The sequence below is a fragment of the Pseudomonas sp. GW822-FHT07A10 genome (assembly GCF_058798795.1).
Window position 1 is genome coordinate 584759 of record NZ_JBXAKV010000001.1, and the last position, 17240, is coordinate 601998.

Annotated in this window: 14 protein-coding genes; 3 read left to right on the plus strand and 11 right to left on the minus strand. The window is 58.8% G+C overall.

The genetic code is table 11. The features are described 5' to 3' along the window. Positions 1–3: 3 nt before the first annotated feature. From AC1RL4_RS02415 to pdxR, 4 genes are all read right to left on the minus strand, one after another. Positions 4–537, minus strand: coding sequence for a polysaccharide biosynthesis/export family protein (locus AC1RL4_RS02415; protein WP_028940768.1), 534 nt, complete (start codon positions 535–537; stop codon positions 4–6). 11 nt (positions 538–548) lie between these two features. Beyond that, the gene (locus AC1RL4_RS02420; RefSeq protein ID WP_230172260.1) at positions 549–1709 is read right to left on the minus strand and encodes an outer membrane beta-barrel protein; all 1161 of its coding nucleotides are present in this window, start codon (positions 1707–1709) and stop codon (positions 549–551) included. Positions 1710–1942: 233 nt separating this feature from the next. Next, positions 1943–2464 carry a transcription/translation regulatory transformer protein RfaH gene (gene rfaH, locus AC1RL4_RS02425; protein WP_028940766.1) on the minus strand — a complete coding sequence of 174 codons (522 nt, stop codon included), beginning with the start codon at positions 2462–2464 and terminating at the stop codon, positions 1943–1945. A 499-nt stretch (positions 2465–2963) separates the two neighbouring features. After that, positions 2964–4484: a MocR-like pyridoxine biosynthesis transcription factor PdxR gene (gene pdxR, locus AC1RL4_RS02430; RefSeq protein WP_230172263.1), complete on the minus strand. Its 1521-nt coding sequence runs from the start codon at positions 4482–4484 to the stop codon at positions 2964–2966. 109 nt (positions 4485–4593) lie between these two features. Here pdxR and AC1RL4_RS02435 point away from each other — a divergent pair, with 109 nt between their 5' ends. Further along, positions 4594–5229: an FMN-binding negative transcriptional regulator gene (locus tag AC1RL4_RS02435; RefSeq protein ID WP_204125426.1), complete on the plus strand. Its 636-nt coding sequence runs from the start codon at positions 4594–4596 to the stop codon at positions 5227–5229. 37 nt (positions 5230–5266) lie between these two features. Here AC1RL4_RS02435 and AC1RL4_RS02440 read toward each other — a convergent pair whose 3' ends face one another. The 6 genes from AC1RL4_RS02440 to AC1RL4_RS02465 all read right to left on the minus strand — a co-directional run bounded on the left by AC1RL4_RS02440 (position 5267) and on the right by AC1RL4_RS02465 (position 12092). Then, positions 5267–6259 (minus strand): LacI family DNA-binding transcriptional regulator, encoded by a 993-nt coding sequence (locus AC1RL4_RS02440; protein ID WP_493119027.1) that lies wholly within the window; start codon positions 6257–6259, stop codon positions 5267–5269. Between the two features lie 75 nt (positions 6260–6334). After that, a complete protein-coding gene (locus tag AC1RL4_RS02445; RefSeq protein WP_028940762.1) occupies positions 6335–7837 on the minus strand; it encodes a glycoside hydrolase family 32 protein in 1503 nt (500 codons plus the stop codon). Next, positions 7834–8967: an ABC transporter ATP-binding protein gene (locus tag AC1RL4_RS02450; RefSeq protein ID WP_230172268.1), complete on the minus strand. Its 1134-nt coding sequence runs from the start codon at positions 8965–8967 to the stop codon at positions 7834–7836. Before AC1RL4_RS02450 ends, AC1RL4_RS02445 begins: the two co-directional genes overlap by 4 nt. Positions 8968–8994: 27 nt before the next feature. Next, on the minus strand, positions 8995–9837 hold the full coding sequence (locus tag AC1RL4_RS02455) for a carbohydrate ABC transporter permease (RefSeq protein ID WP_018928908.1): 843 nt from the start codon (positions 9835–9837) through the stop codon (positions 8995–8997). After that, a complete protein-coding gene (locus tag AC1RL4_RS02460; protein ID WP_019578674.1) occupies positions 9834–10796 on the minus strand; it encodes a carbohydrate ABC transporter permease in 963 nt (320 codons plus the stop codon). The genes AC1RL4_RS02455 and AC1RL4_RS02460 overlap by 4 nt, the downstream gene beginning before the upstream one ends. Positions 10797–10817: 21 nt before the next feature. Further along, entirely contained in the window at positions 10818–12092 is a 1275-nt protein-coding gene (locus AC1RL4_RS02465; RefSeq protein WP_028940759.1) for an ABC transporter substrate-binding protein, read from the minus strand. 167 nt (positions 12093–12259) lie between these two features. On the opposite strand from AC1RL4_RS02465, the gene AC1RL4_RS02470 reads away from it, so the two are divergent. Beyond that, positions 12260–13825: a carbohydrate porin gene (locus tag AC1RL4_RS02470; RefSeq protein WP_028940758.1), complete on the plus strand. Its 1566-nt coding sequence runs from the start codon at positions 12260–12262 to the stop codon at positions 13823–13825. 120 nt (positions 13826–13945) lie between these two features. Here the strand turns inward: AC1RL4_RS02470 and AC1RL4_RS02475 are convergent, their stop codons facing one another. After that, a complete protein-coding gene (locus AC1RL4_RS02475; RefSeq protein ID WP_028940757.1) occupies positions 13946–15832 on the minus strand; it encodes a sigma-54-dependent Fis family transcriptional regulator in 1887 nt (628 codons plus the stop codon). A 346-nt stretch (positions 15833–16178) separates the two neighbouring features. On the opposite strand from AC1RL4_RS02475, the gene AC1RL4_RS02480 reads away from it, so the two are divergent. Then, positions 16179–17237: an ATP-NAD kinase family protein gene (locus AC1RL4_RS02480; RefSeq protein WP_230172271.1), complete on the plus strand. Its 1059-nt coding sequence runs from the start codon at positions 16179–16181 to the stop codon at positions 17235–17237. Positions 17238–17240 lie beyond the last annotated feature (3 nt).

A 17240-nucleotide genomic window follows, 5' to 3' on the forward strand; every position in this document is an offset into this window, starting at 1 on the left:
GATTTAGAAAAAGCCTTGTGCAATGGAGATGGTGTCACCGGGAGCGATGGCGGTGCTGCGCGTGACCGTATCGGTCAATGGTGGTGAGCCATCGCCGCGCACGATGGTCACTCGCTTGATCGAGGCCCGTTCGGTCAGGCCACCGCCCAGTGCAATGGCTTTTTCCAGTGTCAGCCCGGGCTCGTATGGATAGCTGCCGGGCTTTTGTACTTCGCCATTGATGTAGAACGAGCGGTAGACGATCAGGTTGAGGCTGACCTTGGGGTCGACCAGGTAACCTTGCTTGAGCCCGTCGACGATGATCTTTTCCACCTGATTGGGGGTGAGCCCCTTGGCGGAGATCTCACCCAGGAACGGATAGGAAAATGTACCGGCGTCATTGAGGCGGATTTTGTCGAAGCTTAAATCCCGTTCTCCGAATACGGTGATGCGCAATACATCGCCGGCTGCCAGTTTGTACTGGGCGCCGGTGTCCGCTGCAAAAGTCACGGGCAACAGCCACGGCACGAACAACAAGCCAAGCATTCGCGAGTTCATGGGGGGACCTCTTAGAGACTTACGTTGAAGCTGAGCAGGAAGATGTTGCGTTCAAAACTATGGTTGTCGGCGTCGGAATTGTCGTTGCGGTGGCGATAGCCCAATTCGATATCCAGCCAGCGGCGCATCTGGTATTCCACGGCGAAGTTGTAGTCGCGAAGGTTGTCGGTGCGGTTCTGCCCCTCGTACTCATAGCGGGCCAGCCCTGCTTCGGCTACGGTTGTGATCCGTTCGGTCCAGCCATGACGCCAGCCGAACAGGGCAGAGCTGGTCTTGACGGCGTCAGCACCGTCGTCGCCCTCGGCCAGCGCCTGGCGAGCAACGAACGAAAAGGTCGAGTAGGTTCGTGGCTTCCATCGCAGGTCCACCTGCCAGGTCGGGTTACTGAGGTCTTTGACACTGCTGTCATCAAAGTTCTTACGCTCATAACCAAGGCGTACTTTGCCGGTGGTGCGTGCGGTGAAGTCCCACTCGGCACCGGCCAGGACCGCATTGGATGTGCTGTTGAGATGGCTGTCGGAGAGCAGGTAGTCGAAGACGGTATGGTCGTACTCCAGCAAGCCGCGGGTGTTGCTGCCTATACGGTGGTACCAGGTGGTGGTCAGGCCGGTGGTATTGCGCTCTTTGTCTTTATTGATGCCGTCGGAGTTGTCGTAACGAAGTTGAGCGTAACTTGCGCCCAGATCGATCTGATTGGCAGCGCTCTTGGCGCCGTAGGTATAGAGACCATTGACGCGATTAGTGCGAATCTTGTCATTGATGCCATCGACAGCAGTCGATGTCGTGCGCTCGTATTTACGCGCTTCCCCTTCAAGTTTCAGGCGATGGCGGTCGGTGAACTCCATGATGCTGTCGAGCCGCACACGTTGTGCCGTATTCGAGGCGTCCGGATGATCATGATAAATGTAGCGGGTAGGCTGCCAGATAAGTCGCGTGGCACTGTTTCGATCTTCGGCCTTGAGTTCGAAAGAGGGCGCCACCTTGGTCACCATGGAAGACTGACGTCCCCGATCCAGCTCCCGGAAGTTGTCATCGTAGCTCTCTGAAAATAACAACGTGGGTGTGAAGTCGAATCCGTAGATGTTAATGGCCTGGGGGTCGAGACTCCAGGCCGCTCCGGGATATAGAGAGATCACTATCAGTGCGAAGGGGCCATGGGTCTTAAGGGTCATCTCATTGCTCCTTGGGGATGAATCCAATGACTATAGACCGGAAAAACAGGGCCGAATGTGCGCGATGTAATATCGGCCGATGTCAGTGATTTCTTCATGCGAATGGAGTCCGTAAGTGTGAGTGATCACGCATCTGGAAATAATCCATGAAATAAAAAAGGCATAAAACTTTGTTTGAATTTAAAGTTGGTGAGTGTGTTTAAGTTCGTTGTTGAAACAGGTTGAATAAGGGCTTAAAGATGGAGGCGTGCTCGCTCAATATCAGTCAGTGGAATACGAACCGGCTGCTCTCTATTTAGAAAGTGAAGCAGGATCATAACTCGCTCGTCACCTAACATGCTCAGGAAAATACCTTCGAGTGTCGACAGCGGCCCTCGGGTTATTTGCAGTTTTTCGCCGGGTTTGAACGAGTGAGGTGCAAGAATTTCCGGTGGTTTATAGCACCGCTCTTGCAAGTGCTCGATGACATCGTCAGGGACCATTGCCGGACCGTGATTAAAATCGACGATTCGGCTGACGCCACGGGTAGAGCGCAAAGGCGCCCAATTGTCGTCACGGCCTAGCTGAATGAAAAGGTACCCCGGGAAGAGAGGCTCAAGGGACTGATGGGGGCTACCATGTATCCAGCGCTGGCTAACGATTTGCGGGCAAAATATGACATAGTTTTGCCGCAATAAATTGATTTTTGCCCGTTCGTCCTGACGTGGCTTGCACTGCAAAAGATACCAGTTAGAGGCTTGGGTAGTCGTCAGCATACTGGCAAGCTCCGTAACGTTGGTTTAAGCATGCCTGTTGCGTATCAGCAATGCCGTTATCCTTCCAGTGAACGCAATGAGGTTGTGGAAGTCGCGAAAGTGTTAAGCTTTTAAAACGGTGTATCAATGATGAAGCATGTAACGCACAAGAAACGGTAAGGGGGGTTGCACAAGGCTTTAAAGTGGAATGTGTAAACCTTACTTAACGCTGTGCATGATATCGCCTTCGGGCACGAAATGACGCCGGTACTTTGCGATGGCCAAAGCTACCGCACGGTCCGAATCTTCGGCCCTATAAGAATAAGTGCTTTCGTTTGTAAGCCTTACTTACAATGCAGTCGACAATGGATATTCATCCACTAGATCGTCGCCTTTGTCAGGTGTCGACCCTGTTAGGTATTGATCACTCAAGGTGACCTGTCAAATGTCACTAGTCAAAAATATAACCTTCTGTCCAATAAGTTATTAAGGTTGTCCAGCTAATTGTTTTAGAAATGTTTTATGGCAATTGGCATGATCCTGCGGCCGACGGCTTCGCAGCCAACGTGATGACCTGCGCAAGGCGCCGGGTGGCGGAATCAATGTCTTCGGCACTGAAACCACCCAAGCCCAGAATCAATCCCGAACGGCCATTGCCACCGGCATACATCGGCGACACGGCACGTACCGATACCTGAGCTTCGGAAGCTTTGGCGGCGACCCACTGATCGTCGATACCTTCCGCCAGCCAAAGCACCAGATGCATGCCCTGATCGCTCGGTTCCAGCCATGCAAGCTCGCGAGGAATCAGCCTGGCAACCGCCTCGATGATTTGCCTGTGGATGTCTGCGTATACGCCGCGAATTCGCCGGATGTGCCGATCCAGATGTCCTTCTGCGATGAATGCTGCGAGCACGTGCTGATCGGCGTTGGCGGGATGCCGATCCATCAGGACCCGCGCACCGCAGAAGGCTTGCACCAGGTAAGGCGGAACGATTGCGTAGCCGAGTCGCAACGAGGGGAACAGTATTTTGCTGAACGTCCCCAGGTAGATAACCCGGTCGGGGTCCAGCCCTTGCAAGGATGGAAAAGGGTGGCCGGCGTAACGCAGTTCACTATCGTAATCGTCCTCGACGATCCAGGCATCGGACGCCCTGGCCCATGCCAGCAAGGCATCGCGCCTGGCCATGCTCATTGGCATGCCGAGTGGATATTGATGTGACGAGGTCACGAAGGCTGCCCGTGCCTGGGGGCATTGCGCTATGCCGTTTTCAACATTCAGCCCCTCGGCATCAACCGGGACGCGGATCATTTGATTTGTATGGCCTGCGCTTTCCAGAATTCCGGTGATACCCCGGTAGGCCGGATCCTCCACCCACGCGAAATCCCCCACGTCGAGCAGCACCTGACAGGCGAGATACAGGCCCTGTTGCGTGCCGGAAGTAATGATCACCTGGCTCGCCTCACAGCGCACAGAGCGTGACTTGCGTACGTAATCCGCTACCGCTTCCCGTAACTCAAGCGCGCCTTGTGGATCGCCGTATCCCGAGGGCGCTCCAGCCCCTCGCGCCCTGATGCGATTGCCAAGGCGACGCCAGATATCGTCAGGCGCCGCTTTGCCAATCGGCACCGAGACCGAGAACGGAATCTGCGCAGCCGCTCTAAATTGCTGGGCCACCTGAGCGAACCGTTCGATTCGGGAAGAGGGCGTCCACGACCTGGTTTCAGTTGGCCTACCTTGTTCCTGCCGGGTGGCTGGCGACGCATCTGCCAAAGAACGGGCCACCCGCGTGCCTGCTCTGCCTTGGGATTCCAGGAAGCCCTCGGCGATCAACTGCTCAAAGGCTTCGATGACGGTGCCTCGGGCAATCATCAGCGATTTGCCGAGAATGCGCGTCGATGGCAGCAGCTCACCAGGCTTGAGGTCGCCCCTGCGGATCGCGGACCTAAGCGCTTGAGCAAGTTGTCGTCCCAATTGACCGGCGGTTCGATCCAGCGTGCCCAGCGATGGAATTTCAACAACGTTGGCTTTACGTGCCATCAATTCTGGCCTAGTGATTCTGTTGGATATTGGCTCTATACCATGGGCCAGTTCATCAACACAATTCACATGAAGGCCACCTCACCCCTGAACGATTGAAGGAGTTGATATGTACGTACCTGCCCATTTTGATGAGCCTCGCGCCGAAGCCCTTCATGAACTGATCGTGCAGCACCCGCTGGGCATTCTGTTTACCAACGGTGAAAGCGGGCTGGATGCCAACCACATTCCTTTCGAGTTGAAGGCTGCGCAGGGGCAGTTCGGTGTTCTCCAGGCGCACGTCGCGCGCGCCAACCCAGTCTGGCAAGACGTGAAAGACGGGGACGAAGTGCTGGTGGTTTTTCGCGGTGCCGAGGCTTACATCTCGCCCACCTGGTATCCGAGCAAGCACGAGACCCATAAACAGGTTCCGACCTGGAACTACAAGGTGGTGCACGCCCATGGGAGGATCACCATTCACGATGATGAACGCTATGTCCGTGGGTTGGTGGCGCTCCTGACCCGAACCCATGAGTCCTCCCAGCCCGAGCCATGGAAAATGACGGACGCCCCGAAGGACTACATTGCCTCAATGCTTAAGGCGATCGTAGGGATAGAGATCGAGATCACCCGCCTGGTTGGTAAGTTCAAGCTGGGTCAGAACAAGGAAGCGAGAGACATCCGTGGTGCCGCTCAGGCACTCAAGGACAGCGGAAAAATCGTATTGGGAGAGGCAATGCTCGCGGGTGTCGATGCCAAATCCTGAGACGCCTCGTGCACCGGCTGGTCTGCGGCGCTCGCACTCATAGCGACGCCCTGACCACCAATGGACAATCAACCGGCTGGGCTCCCTCTACCTCAAGGGCTTCGATCAGATGCCGGGCAGCCCGGCAACCGATCTCATAGTACGGCAGTTGCACCGTGGTCAGCGGCGGGATGAACAGTTCCGCGATACCGATCATGTTGTCGTAGCCGAGCACGGCGACATCGCCGGGAATTTTCAGGCCTCGGCTCAACAACAGCTGATAGGCACAAAACGCGATGCGGTCGTTGCCACAGATCAGAATGTCGAATTGCGGACGACCCTCAACAATGTGCCGGTCGAGGATGGCGGCGGTTTCACCGTAGGCGTCATGCTCGGAAAGGTCGTATTGCAGAAGCGCGTCAGGCGCCAGCCCGAATGCCTGACAGGCGCGCAGCAGGCCTTCTTGCCGCAGCCCCCAGGCCAGGCTCTGTTTTGGCAGATTGATGCACAGTGGGCGCCGATAGCCTTGGCTCAACGCGTGATGCACGGCGCGATACTGCCCCGTTTCGTCGTCCGGTACGTAACTGACCAGGCGACTGTCATCGGCCAGGCAATTGGCGAGTACCAGCGGTTTGCTCTTCAAGCGCTCGGGAATGCTGACGTGGCGAAAGCCCATGGCGCTGAAGATCAGCCCGTCAGGGCGGTGCGACAACATCAGGTCGATGTTCTGGTCGGTGGGCGGGTTGCTCAACAGGTTAAGGATGAAGACATTCCAGCCGGCCTGCTGCGCGGTCTGTTCGATGGACAGCAGCAGCTCCACCGCGAACGGTGTGGTCGCGGTGTCCAGCGCGAACACACCGATGGTGCGCGACTGGAGGTTGTCGCCGCGCATCTTGCGCGCCGACAGGCTCGGTACGAATTGCAGTTCATCAATGGCGCGACGCACCCGCTGAAGGGTTTCGGGGCTCAGTTTTTCCGGGTTGTTGAGCGCTCGAGAAACCGTCATCAGGGACACGCCGGCCAGTTGTGCAACGTCTTTCACTGAAGTCATGCGAGGCGAGGCCGGTCAGGTTGACGCAGAATCATGACACAGGGCCCGGGTTTCTCGCGACTCGAATGACGCCGCTCACAGCCATCCCGAGGCCAGGGGCCATGCCCTGGGAATGCAGACACGTCCGCCACTGCCGCTTGCCAGAAGCTTCACGCCCAGACTGTCGGGCCGCGGATAGAGGCGACTACTGAGGCTGAAACGCCCGTTTTCGTCGAACACCTCGATGGACGAGCGATCGAGAAACACGCGCAGTTCCAGTCGCTCTTGTGTCGGGTCTATCGACACGCTGCGCTGGCCGCTGACTTGCGCACCCGAGCGGCTGCGGTCCAGCACCAGGCGCTGCAGCGCCGCATCGTAGTAGAGCAAGGTTTCTTCATCATCATCGTCACTGCAGCGCAAGGCGATTCCCAAGTGCCCGTCGGTGCAACCGAGCAGATCCAGATGCACATGGATTTCCAGCAGGTCGCCATTCACTTCCGGTACCCGCCGGGCCCCCGAACCATCCCACCAGGACGTACCCGGCAATGGCGCCTCGCGCAGCGCGGTGAGCTCCCGTGCCGGATACACGCAAAGGCGATCGTCATGCAGCTCAAGTTCGCGCGGCAAACCGAGCATGCCGCACCAGTGATGGGCCTGGCTCGGCATTGGGCTTTCCCACATGTCGAGCCACGCCCACACCAGGCGCCGACCATCGGCGGCCACCAGCGTTTGCGCGGCATAGAAATCGTGGCCGTTATCCAGCTCGATAAAAGGCCCGCCGGTGAAGTGCCATTGGCTGTCGAGTTGGCCCACTCGATAACCGGTCTGGTACTTGTTGAGCCGTTCGTAACCGTGGGGTTGCATGCCCTGAGGGGAGTACAGCAGCACGTCGCGCCCGTTCAGGCGAAACAGATCCGGGCACTCCCACATATAGCCATCGCCCTCGCTGCCGCTGGCTACATAATCGAGGAACTCCCAGGTGTGCAGATCCGTGGAACGGTACAGTGGCAGCAGCGGCTTATCGCCCAGCCGTGCGCCGGCAATCAGGAACCAATAGTCATCTTCCCGCCAGACCTTGGGGTCACGAAAGTGCATGATCGAGTCTTGTGGCGCGGTCTCGATGACAGCGCCATGCTTGACGAAGCGAATGCCGTCGACACTGGTGGCCAGGCACTGGACTTGACGAATCGAGCTTTCATCACCCACATCCTTCAGCCAGGTGTGCCCGGTGTAGATCAGCGCCAGGGTGTCTCCACACACCACCGCGCTACCGGAAAAACAACCGTCGCGGTCGAATTCATCGCCGGGCGCCAGGGCAATCGGCAGATGCTGCCAATGGACCAGGTCGGCACTCTTGGCATGCCCCCAATACATCGGGCCCCACTTCGCGTCAAAGGGGTGGTGTTGATAGAAAACGTGATACTCGCCACGGAAGTACACCACCCCGTTAGGGTCGTTCATCCAGCCTGTCGGGGGGGCAAGGTGATAACCGGGGCGGTAATCGTGGATGACCCGAGACAGGCCGTCACTCAGCGCTCGCTGCGCAAGGTCAAGGGAGTCAGGCATTGGATCGCTCATGGTATTCAAAGACAAAGTCATAGGGCGCCTGCTCGTGCCGGGCGCAGAGGGACGGTTTCAATGGCATGTGGATGACGCTTCAAGGCCGTGCCGTCAGCGTCGAACAGGTGCAGGTTGTCGATGTCCAGCAGCAGCCCGACCCGGTCGCCCGCCTGCCATCCGGCGTGGACCTCACAACGACAGATCAGTGGCTCGTCCTGACCTGTCTCGAGGTGCACATAAGTTTCACTGCCGAGGTATTCGACCGCGGTCACCACGATGCCGGCGGCTCCTTCCGCTGCCTTGAGCGACACGTGTTCCGGGCGAATGCCCAGGCTCAGCGGAGCGTCCGTCGCCAGGTTCGAGCTGTCGAAGGGCAGGGACGTCACCCCCAACACGGGGCTGTCGACCAGGCTGGTTTCGCCCGACGCCTGCAAGCGCGCCGGCAGAAAGTTCATTCTGGGTGAACCGAGAAAGCCGGCGACAAAGCGACTGGCCGGGCGCTCATAGAGTTCGCGTGGTGAGCCGACCTGTTCGACGCGACCGCCATTGAGCACGACAATTTTGTCGGCCAGGGTCATCGCTTCAACCTGATCGTGGGTGACGTAGATCATGGTCGAGCCCAGCCGGGCATGCAGCCGGGCGATTTCGTTGCGCATCTGCACCCGCAAGGACGCATCCAGGTTGGAGAGCGGCTCATCGAACAGCAAAATGTCCGGTTCCCGTGCCATGGCTCTGCCCATGGCGACACGCTGACGCTGCCCGCCAGACAATTCCTTTGGCTTGCGTTGCAGCAGCTTGTCCAATTGCAGGATTTGCGCGGTTTTCAGCACGCGCTCGCGCAGGCTGGTCTTTTCGGTCTTGGCCAATTTGAGACCAAAACTGATGTTGTCGTAGACGCTCATGTGCGGGTAGAGCGCATAAGACTGAAACACCATGCCGACGCCACGCTCGCGCGGCTCCAGGTCGTTGACCCGACGCCCGTCGATCAGCAGGTCGCCGGCGCAGATCGAATCCAGTCCGGCGATAAGGCGCAGCAGGGTCGACTTTCCGCAGCCCGAAGGGCCGACGAACACCACGAACTCACCCGCCGCGATCTCCAGATTGACGTCGCGCAGAATCCGCGCACCGCCCAATTGTTTGTTCACGTTATCCAGTTTCAACTTGATCACGATGCTGTTCCTTGTAGTTGTCGGGCATCAACCCTTTAACGCGCCGGTAGTGAGGCCGGAAACGATTCGGCGCTGGAAGATCAGCACCAGAATCACCAGTGGGACGGTGACCAGCACCGATGCTGCCATCAACAACCCCCAAGGCAACTCATGGGGGCTGCCGCCGGAAATCAGGGCGATGGCCACCGGCACCGTGCGTTGGGTGTCGGTGAGGGTGAAGGTCAGGGCAAACAGGAACTCGTTCCACGCCGCGATGAAAGCCAGCAAGCCAGTGGTGACCAGGGCGGGCCAGAGCAGCGGCAACAGCACCCGGGTCAGCGTGACCCAGGGCGAGGCGCCATCCATGATTGCCGCTTCTTCCAGTTCATGGGGCAGTTGACCCATGAACGTGGTCAGCACCCAAACGGTGAAGGGCAGGGTGAAAATCGTGTAGCTGAGAATCAACGCCCAGGACGTGTTGTACAGGCCCAAGGCACGGATCACCTCGAACAGCCCCGACAGCACCGCAACCTGGGGAAACATCGACACCCCAAGGACCATCATCAACACCGTGCCACGCCCACGGAATTTCACCCGGCCCAAGGCATAAGCGGCGGTCAGGCTGAGAAACAGCGCGAGTGTCACCACGCTAAGCGCAACCACCAGCGAATTACCGATAGCCCGCAAGAATGAGGCTTGGTTGAGCACCGCCGCGTAATTGGAGAAGTCGGGTTTTTTGATCCAGTAACTCACCTCGAACAAGGCGCTGGACGGCTTCAGCGACGTGACGATGGCGTAGTAGAAAGGGAAAACCGCATACAGCAGCAACACCCCGATCAGGCACCAGAAACCGAAGCGCAACAGTGCTTTTTTCAGTAGGCGAGGGCTCATGACCGGACCTCCAGTTGGCGGCGTCCGAGGTAGAGATAAAGCATGGCGATCACTGCAACCACCAGAAACAGCAGGGTCGAGGCGGCGCTGCCGTAACCGACGTCCTGGAACTCCACCAGGTGTTGGCGGGCATAGACCGACATGCTCATGGTGCTCGACGAGTTCGAGGTCAGCACATAAATCACGTCGAACACCCGCAGGGAGTCGAGGATGCGGAAGATCGCCGCCACCAGCAATGCGGGCATCAGCAGTGGCAGCGTCACCCGCCAGAACACCTTCAGTGGATGAATGCCATCGACCCTGGCGGCTTCGTAGCAGTCGCTCGGCAACATCTGCAAGGCGGCGAGCATCAGCAGGGTGACAAACGGCACGGTCTTCCAGACGTCGACGATAATCACCGCCCACATCGACAGATCCGCATCTGCAGTCCAGGCCAGAGGCGCGGTAATCAGGCCGAGGCTGAGCATCAGGTGATTGATGATGCCGAACTGGTCATTGAGCATCCACGACCAGATCTTCGCCGAGACAATGGTCGGAATCGCCCACGGAATCAGAATCAACGCTCGCACCAGAGAACGGCCGGCGAACTGGATGTTCAGCAGCAACGCCACCAGCAGCCCCAGCACGACTTCCAGCCCCACCGACACCACGGTGAAATGCAAGGTGTTGCGCACTGCATTCCACCATTGCGGATCGACCAGGATGCCCGACCAGCTGGAACCGTTGTGGAACAGATAATTGCTCAGGCCAACGAAGGTGCCGCCAGCGGTGTCCGCCAGATTGGCGTCGGTCAGGCTGAACCAGAATGTCCGCAGCAACGGCCAGGCCGCCACCAGGGCCAGACACAGCAACATCGGCGTCAGAAATAGCCAGGCAGCGCGCACTCGGCGACGCTGTACCGGCGTTTCCCTGGTGAGCAGGAGCTCGTCACAGGGAGCATGGGCAATAGAGACAGACATGGTGATTTTCTTCCTTGTGGCTTACCAGTTCCGGTGTTTGATGCGCGTGAGTTCGCCTTCCAGTTCGGTCAGCGCCTGATCGACCGGCAACTCGCCGGCCAGCACGCCATGCACTTGATCGAAGAACGCATTGGAAACCCGCGGATAACGCGCGGCGGTGATTGAAGCGGGGCGCATGACGCCATCGTTGAGAATGCTGTGCAGCTGACTGTAATAAGGCATGGCCGCGAGTAGCTCGGGATCCTGGTAAAGCGACTCGATTACCGGGTTATAGGCGCCAATCAGCGCACGATGTTTTTGCTGTTGGGCACTGCTCAGGTAGCTCACCAGTTCGGCGGCAAGCTTCGGGTTGGCGCTGTAACGCGACACCGCCAAACCCCACCCGCCGAGGGTGGAGGCATGGGTGCCGGTGCTGCCGCCGCGGGGTAGGGGAGCGACCCCGACCTTGTCTTTTACCGCACTGTCCTGGCTTTGCACCAGGGCCCAGACATAAGGCCAATTACGCATGAACAACGCATTGCCCGACTGGAATACGCCGCGTCCTTCTTCCTCGGTGTAATTGAGCACGCCACGCGGGGAGATGTCGCCTACCCAGCTTTTGGCCAGGGTCAACGCCGTTCTTGAGGCCTGGCTGTTGACCACGATGTCGCCTCGTGGATTGACCAGCCCGCCGTCCGGTTGGCTGCTGATCCATTCCAGCGCATTACACGTCAGGCCTTCGTAGGCGCGCCCTTGAAAGATGTACCCCCATGCGTTGGCGTTGCCGGCATTGCGCTCGGCTTGTTGTACATCCTTGGCGGTAGCGGTCATTTCCTCCCAAGTCTGGGGGACTTGTTTGTTGTATTTCTCGAGCAAGTCCTTGCGGTAATACAGCAGGCCCGAGTCGGTGAACCACGGCATCGTCACCAGCCGTCCGTTCACCGTGGCGTTGTCCACCTGTGCCTGGAAGTAGCCTTGGGTTGCGTCGGCGGGCAGCACCTCGCGCAGATCCAGCAAATGTTTGGCCAGCATCCCCGGCCACACCATGTCGATCTGAATGATGTCGATGTCGCTGGACTGCGCACTGAGGATCTGTTGATAGAACGACAACCGCTCGGTTGCCGAGTTAGGCGTGGACACCACCTCGACGTGATTGCCGGTCTGTTGAGACCACGCCTCGACGGCCTCTTTGCACAGTTGTAATTCCGCGCCCACCGCACCGCAGGAAATCGTCAGATTGGCTGCGCTGGAGAGGGATGGAAGCCCGGCGCAAAGGGCAAGCAGTGCTGCTGGAAAGAGTGATTTGAGCTGTTTCATAAAGCCCTCTTTATTTTTGTTTTTAGAAAAGTTAACGTTAACATCGCCAAATGTAGCAGCGTATTTGCGATGAGGCATCCTTTTTTTCGTGGATTTTGACAATTAACAATTCACAAAAAAAAGGCCGGTCGCAGGACAAAAAATAAAAACAAAACAGGAAATCCCCCATGCAGAAAGCATCAAGCTGGCTACTCGCAGGCGTACTCGGCACCTCGGCGGCCACTGCTCAGGCCGCGACTCTGGAAGAACGCATGGCCGCGTTTGAAGCCCGCGCCAGCGCTGCGGAAAAACGTGCAGCCGCCGCCGAACAACAAACCCAGGCGCTCGCCAGGGAATTGCAGCAGCTCAAACAGTCCACTCCCGCCTTGCAGCCTGTTGCGTCCACTGCGACCGCCACTGCGGCGCCCACTTTGGATACGCGGTTGGCAAAACTCGAAGCCCGTCAGCAAAGCCTGGAGAAGGAGGGCAGTACCGGACACCTCACCGACGGGTTCAGCTTCAAGGGCTACGCCCGCTCCGGATTGCTGATCAACGATGGCCTGGGGGGCGGGCGGGGCGGTCCTTATACAACGCCTGCCGGTTCAGTCGGTGGTGCAGTCGGGCGACTGGGTAATGAAGACGATACTTACATGCGTATAGACCTGTCGAAAGAAGCCTATGCGCAGAACGGCACCCATTCCAAATTCACGGTTTCCATCGCCGATGGAGTGGAAAGCTCCAATGACTGGACGGCCGCCGAAAGTAACCTGAATGTGCGCCAGGTATTTACGGAACTCGATCATCTCGCCGCATTCAAGGGCAATTCGACGTTCGAGAACGCCACCCTGTGGGCAGGCAAGCGATTCGACAGGGACAACTTCGATATCCATTGGCTGGACTCGGACGTCGTCTTTCTGGCCGGCACCGGGGGTGGTATCTACGACGTGCAGATGAACAAGAACTGGCGCTCGAATTACTCGTTGATCGGGCGTAACTACGGGGATTTCAGTGAGGGCGGTGTCAATGCCGATGTGGAAAGCTACATCCTCACCTCCAACCAGTTCTTCGATAATGGTCAGTGGCAGTGGATGTTCAATGGCATTGGCTCAAAGAAAAACGACTTTAGCACTCGCACCAATGAAGCGGGCCTGAAGCCTGCGGACTCCGGCTTGCACAGCATGATCGCGAATCATCAGAAAAACTTTTTCGGCAGGGAAGGCTTCTTCAAGACGGCGCTGCTCTACGGGCAAGGGTTGGGGGCCGAGGTCAAGAACATTGGCTCGGACGGCGAACTGATCGACGACGCCCGTGCGCTGCGCCTGGCGCTGTACGGCGAGACACCGATTGCACCCCACTGGCGCATCGGTCCAAGTCTGCTGGCCGAACAAAGCAAGGATCGCTACGTCAAGGGTGACGACTACCGCTGGATGACCCTGAACATGCGGTTGGCCAATGAAATCAACAGCAATTTCGAGATGGCCTACGAAATGAGCTGGCAAACCATGAACCTCGACCCCAAGGGTTACCTGCAACGTAATGCGGTGGACGGCAACTTCTGGAAATTCACCATCGCCCCGACCTTCAAACCCGACGTTGGAGACCTGCTCACACGCCCCGAGTTGCGAGTGTTCGCCAGCTTCATGAACTGGTCTTCGGACCTGGACCGATACAGCTCCACAGACAACTTTGGCAAGACAGACTTCAACGCTGGGGGTGTGTGGCAATACGGGATACAGATGGAGACCTGGTTTTAATAGCCGGGGCTTGCTCCCACATTTATTCGATGCCGTTCACCAATACTGTGATCGATGCAAGTCCATTGTGCTGTCCGGTGGCCAACGCTCATTGAGCGGGGCCGCCGGATGAAATTGTGGTCAGCCCCTGCCAGGCATGTCGATGCCATGTTGATGCACCCGTCGATACAGCGTTGCCCGGGAGATGCCCAAAGCCTTGGCCGCGGGGGTGGGTTTCCAGCGATGACGCACGAGGGCATCGATGAGTGCCTCGCGTTCCGGACTGGCGCAGCGTTCCATGGTGTCAGCTGAAGCCGGATCGTTGAGTCGACGGCCGGGCAGATGCTCAGGCAAGTCACTTAATAGAATCAAGTCGGTCTCGCACACGGCGCAGGCGTAACGCAATACGTGCCGCAGTTCGCGCACATTTCCCGGCCAGCGATAGCCGAGCAGGCATTCCAGTGCGGCGCTTCCCAGTTGCATCGCCATCGCGCAGGCCGACGATTCTTCTTCGAGTATCCGGTTGATCAATGCCAGTCGATCACTGCGTTCGCGCAACGGCGGCAATTGGAATCGCGCACCACTGAGACGGAAGTACAAGTCCTCGCGAAACTCGCCGCTGGTCACCAGGGCTTCCAGATCGCGGTGGCTCGCGCAGACCACCTGAATGTCTATCGCCTTGCTTCTTGACGCTCCTAGGGGCGCCACTTCGCCCTCGGCTAAAACCCGCAGTAGCCGGGTTTGCAGGGGCAGGGGCATATCGCCGATTTCATCGAGAAACAGGGTGCCGCCATCGGCCTGTTCCAGCAGACCTTGCATGCCTTTATTCGAAGCCCCGGTGAAGGCGCCGGCTGCATAACCAAACAGCTCGCTTTCGATCAGGTTTTCGGGAATCGCTGCACAGTTCACCGCAATAAAAGGTCGATCACGGCGCAGACTGGCCTGGTGCAGCTGGCGGGCGAAGACTTCTTTGCCGGAACCGGTTTCACCGTGAATCAGCACCGGCAGATTACGGTCTTTGACCCGAACCGCAAGGCGCAAACTTTCTTCCAGTCGCGGGTCGAGTTCGGCGGGTGACAATACCCGACGAGCCGGGCTGCGTTTCACTTGCCGTGGCGCGCTGAGTCGCCCATGCAAGACATGGCGGCCACCCCGGCAGTGAAACAGGCAGAGTGATTCGTCTTTGGCGCGATGCAATAACTGCTGATCGAACACTTGGCCGATGTGGTCCGGCAGGTGACCAAAACTTTGCGACAGCCACTGCCGCGCCGCGGGGTTGAGTGCCTGCAGTTGGCCGTCGTCGTCCCAGGCGAGCAGGTAATCGGGCTGGCTGTCGACGTAGCCTGGGCTGTTGTGGGCCCGCAGCACCCAGTAACCCTGGGCACTGTTCATGAAAAACGCCTGTTCTATTTCCCGTGCGCTCTGCACCACCATCTGCCGGATCAGATGCTGCGAACGACGGTCGTCCGGCGAACGCACCGCAGACACATCGAGCACCCCGAGCAGTTCCCCCCGAGGGTCGAAGACCGGAGCGGCGGAGCAGGTGAGTCCGATAAAAGCCGCGCGGAAGTGATCCCGCTTGTGCACCGTAACCGGTGTTCGTGCGGTCAGCACCGCAGCCACCCCGCAGGTGCCTTCCTCACCTTCTGACCAGCAGGTGCCCAGGTACAGGCCTGCTTTGCGGCAATCATTACGGATGGAGGTTTCCACGCGATAGTCGATGGTCTGGCCCTGGGCGTCGGTGAGCAACACGCAGTAGTCGGCATCGCGCACACGACCATGGAGTCGGGCGACTTCTTCGCTGGCGATGCGCAGGAACAGTTCGGAGCGTTCTCGACACTCTTGCAGCACGTTCTGGGACAGGATCCGCGGCCCTTGTAATGAGCCAGGGTCCAAGTGGTGTTGCTCCATGGAGCGGCGCCAGGAATCCAGGATCAAGTCCGGCACCGGCAGTTGCGGCAGGTGTGCTGCGTTCTTCAAAACACGGCTGACGCAATCCACATGCGCCTTCGAGTGTGCGGAAAGCATTAGGGCCTCCGGTTCGATCTTCTTTTAGTTGTGCGGGCTATTAAGCGCCGTTCACGGACGGTCGACAAGCATCGGTTCACCCCACTGCGAAGCTGAGACGCGACGTCTCAAGGTCTGACCTCTAACCCGTGCAGGCTGACATGGGACGTCTCAATCGAGCGGGATCCCATCACTTGGAAATGTAGTCAAAACCGCTCTGGAACGGGCTTTTCGGCGATCTTTTGCGATTCTGGCACCGGCCTTGCTCTAACCCCGGCAACCAGCACGACTGGCAACCCGATAATAACAAGAGGTGCCCTATGTCCTCCTGCCGAGGCTTTTACTCTGCCGTACCCGTGGTGGCGACATGAGTCGCTTGCCCCTGACCGTCGGCATCATTGCCAATCCGGCGTCCGGCCGGGACGTAAGGCGCCTGACGGCGAATGCCGGGCTGTTTTCCAGCACTGACAAGGTCTCGGTGATCCAACGGCTGCTGGCGGCTTTTGGCGCCACCGGTGTCGAGCGCGTACTGATGCCCACCGACATGACCGGCATCGCGGCGGCGGTGAAGAAGAACAGTCATGGCCGTCAGGCGCGTGACAGCCACTGGCCAACCCTGGAGTTCCTGGAACTGACCTTGCGCCAGAGCGTGGCGGACACTCGCCAGGCCGCGCGCTGGATGGCTGAACGCGGCGTCTCGCTGATTGCCGTGCTCGGCGGTGACGGCACCCACAAAGCGGTGGCTGCCGAAATCGGCGACATTCCGCTGCTGACCCTGTCGACGGGAACCAACAATGCCTTCCCGGAACTGCGTGAGGCCACCAGCGCGGGGCTGGCCGGCGGGCTATTCGCCAGCGGCCGGATCCCACCCGAAATTGCCTTGCGTCGCAATAAACGCCTGCTGGTGCGGATTCCGCGCCGCGACCTGTGCGAAGTGGCGCTGGTGGACGTGGCGGTGTCCCCGCTGCCTTTCATCGGCGCCCGTGCAATCAGCCGTGGGATCGATCTGGCGGAGGTGTTTGTCACCTTCGCCGAACCTCAGTCCGTTGGCATATCGGCCCTCTGCGGCTTGTGGTTTCCGGTCTCGCGCCAAGCCCCCAACGGTGCCTGGATGCGCCTTGATCCGCAATCGTCCGAAGCCTTGCTGGTGCCCCTGGCGCCTGGCCTGTTGCAAGGCTGCGGCGTGCTCGCGGCCGCCAGCCTTGAACCCGGTGTTGCCCATCGTCTGTGCCTGAGCAGCGGCACCCTGGCCCTGGATGGCGAACGGGAAATCGAATTCAACGCCCATGACTTGCCCTCCGTGACCCTCGACTCCGGCGGTCCGCTGAGCATCGATGTCAATGCGGCGCTGGCCTATGCCGCGCAAGAGCGGCTGCTGGCCATCGGTCGTGAACACCCGCAACACCCTTTGAACCTTGCACTTTGAAAC

Excerpts from the sequence above, each read along its gene's own strand:
- AC1RL4_RS02460 (WP_019578674.1), bottom strand. The coding sequence starts at position 10,796 with ATGTCTGTCTCTATTGCCCATGCTCCCTGTGACGAGCTCCTGCTCACC.
- AC1RL4_RS02475 (WP_028940757.1), bottom strand. The coding sequence starts at position 15,832 with ATGCTTTCCGCACACTCGAAGGCGCATGTGGATTGCGTCAGCCGTGTT.
- AC1RL4_RS02420 (WP_230172260.1), bottom strand. The coding sequence starts at position 1,709 with ATGACCCTTAAGACCCATGGCCCCTTCGCACTGATAGTGATCTCTCTA.
- AC1RL4_RS02445 (WP_028940762.1), bottom strand. The coding sequence starts at position 7,837 with ATGACTTTGTCTTTGAATACCATGAGCGATCCAATGCCTGACTCCCTT.
- AC1RL4_RS02480 (WP_230172271.1), top strand. The coding sequence starts at position 16,179 with ATGAGTCGCTTGCCCCTGACCGTCGGCATCATTGCCAATCCGGCGTCC.
- AC1RL4_RS02435 (WP_204125426.1), top strand. The coding sequence starts at position 4,594 with ATGTACGTACCTGCCCATTTTGATGAGCCTCGCGCCGAAGCCCTTCAT.
- AC1RL4_RS02465 (WP_028940759.1), bottom strand. The coding sequence starts at position 12,092 with ATGAAACAGCTCAAATCACTCTTTCCAGCAGCACTGCTTGCCCTTTGC.
- AC1RL4_RS02470 (WP_028940758.1), top strand. The coding sequence starts at position 12,260 with ATGCAGAAAGCATCAAGCTGGCTACTCGCAGGCGTACTCGGCACCTCG.
- AC1RL4_RS02455 (WP_018928908.1), bottom strand. The coding sequence starts at position 9,837 with ATGAGCCCTCGCCTACTGAAAAAAGCACTGTTGCGCTTCGGTTTCTGG.
- rfaH (WP_028940766.1), bottom strand. The coding sequence starts at position 2,464 with ATGCTGACGACTACCCAAGCCTCTAACTGGTATCTTTTGCAGTGCAAG.
- pdxR (WP_230172263.1), bottom strand. The coding sequence starts at position 4,484 with ATGGCACGTAAAGCCAACGTTGTTGAAATTCCATCGCTGGGCACGCTG.
- AC1RL4_RS02415 (WP_028940768.1), bottom strand. The coding sequence starts at position 537 with ATGAACTCGCGAATGCTTGGCTTGTTGTTCGTGCCGTGGCTGTTGCCC.
- AC1RL4_RS02440 (WP_493119027.1), bottom strand. The coding sequence starts at position 6,259 with ATGACTTCAGTGAAAGACGTTGCACAACTGGCCGGCGTGTCCCTGATG.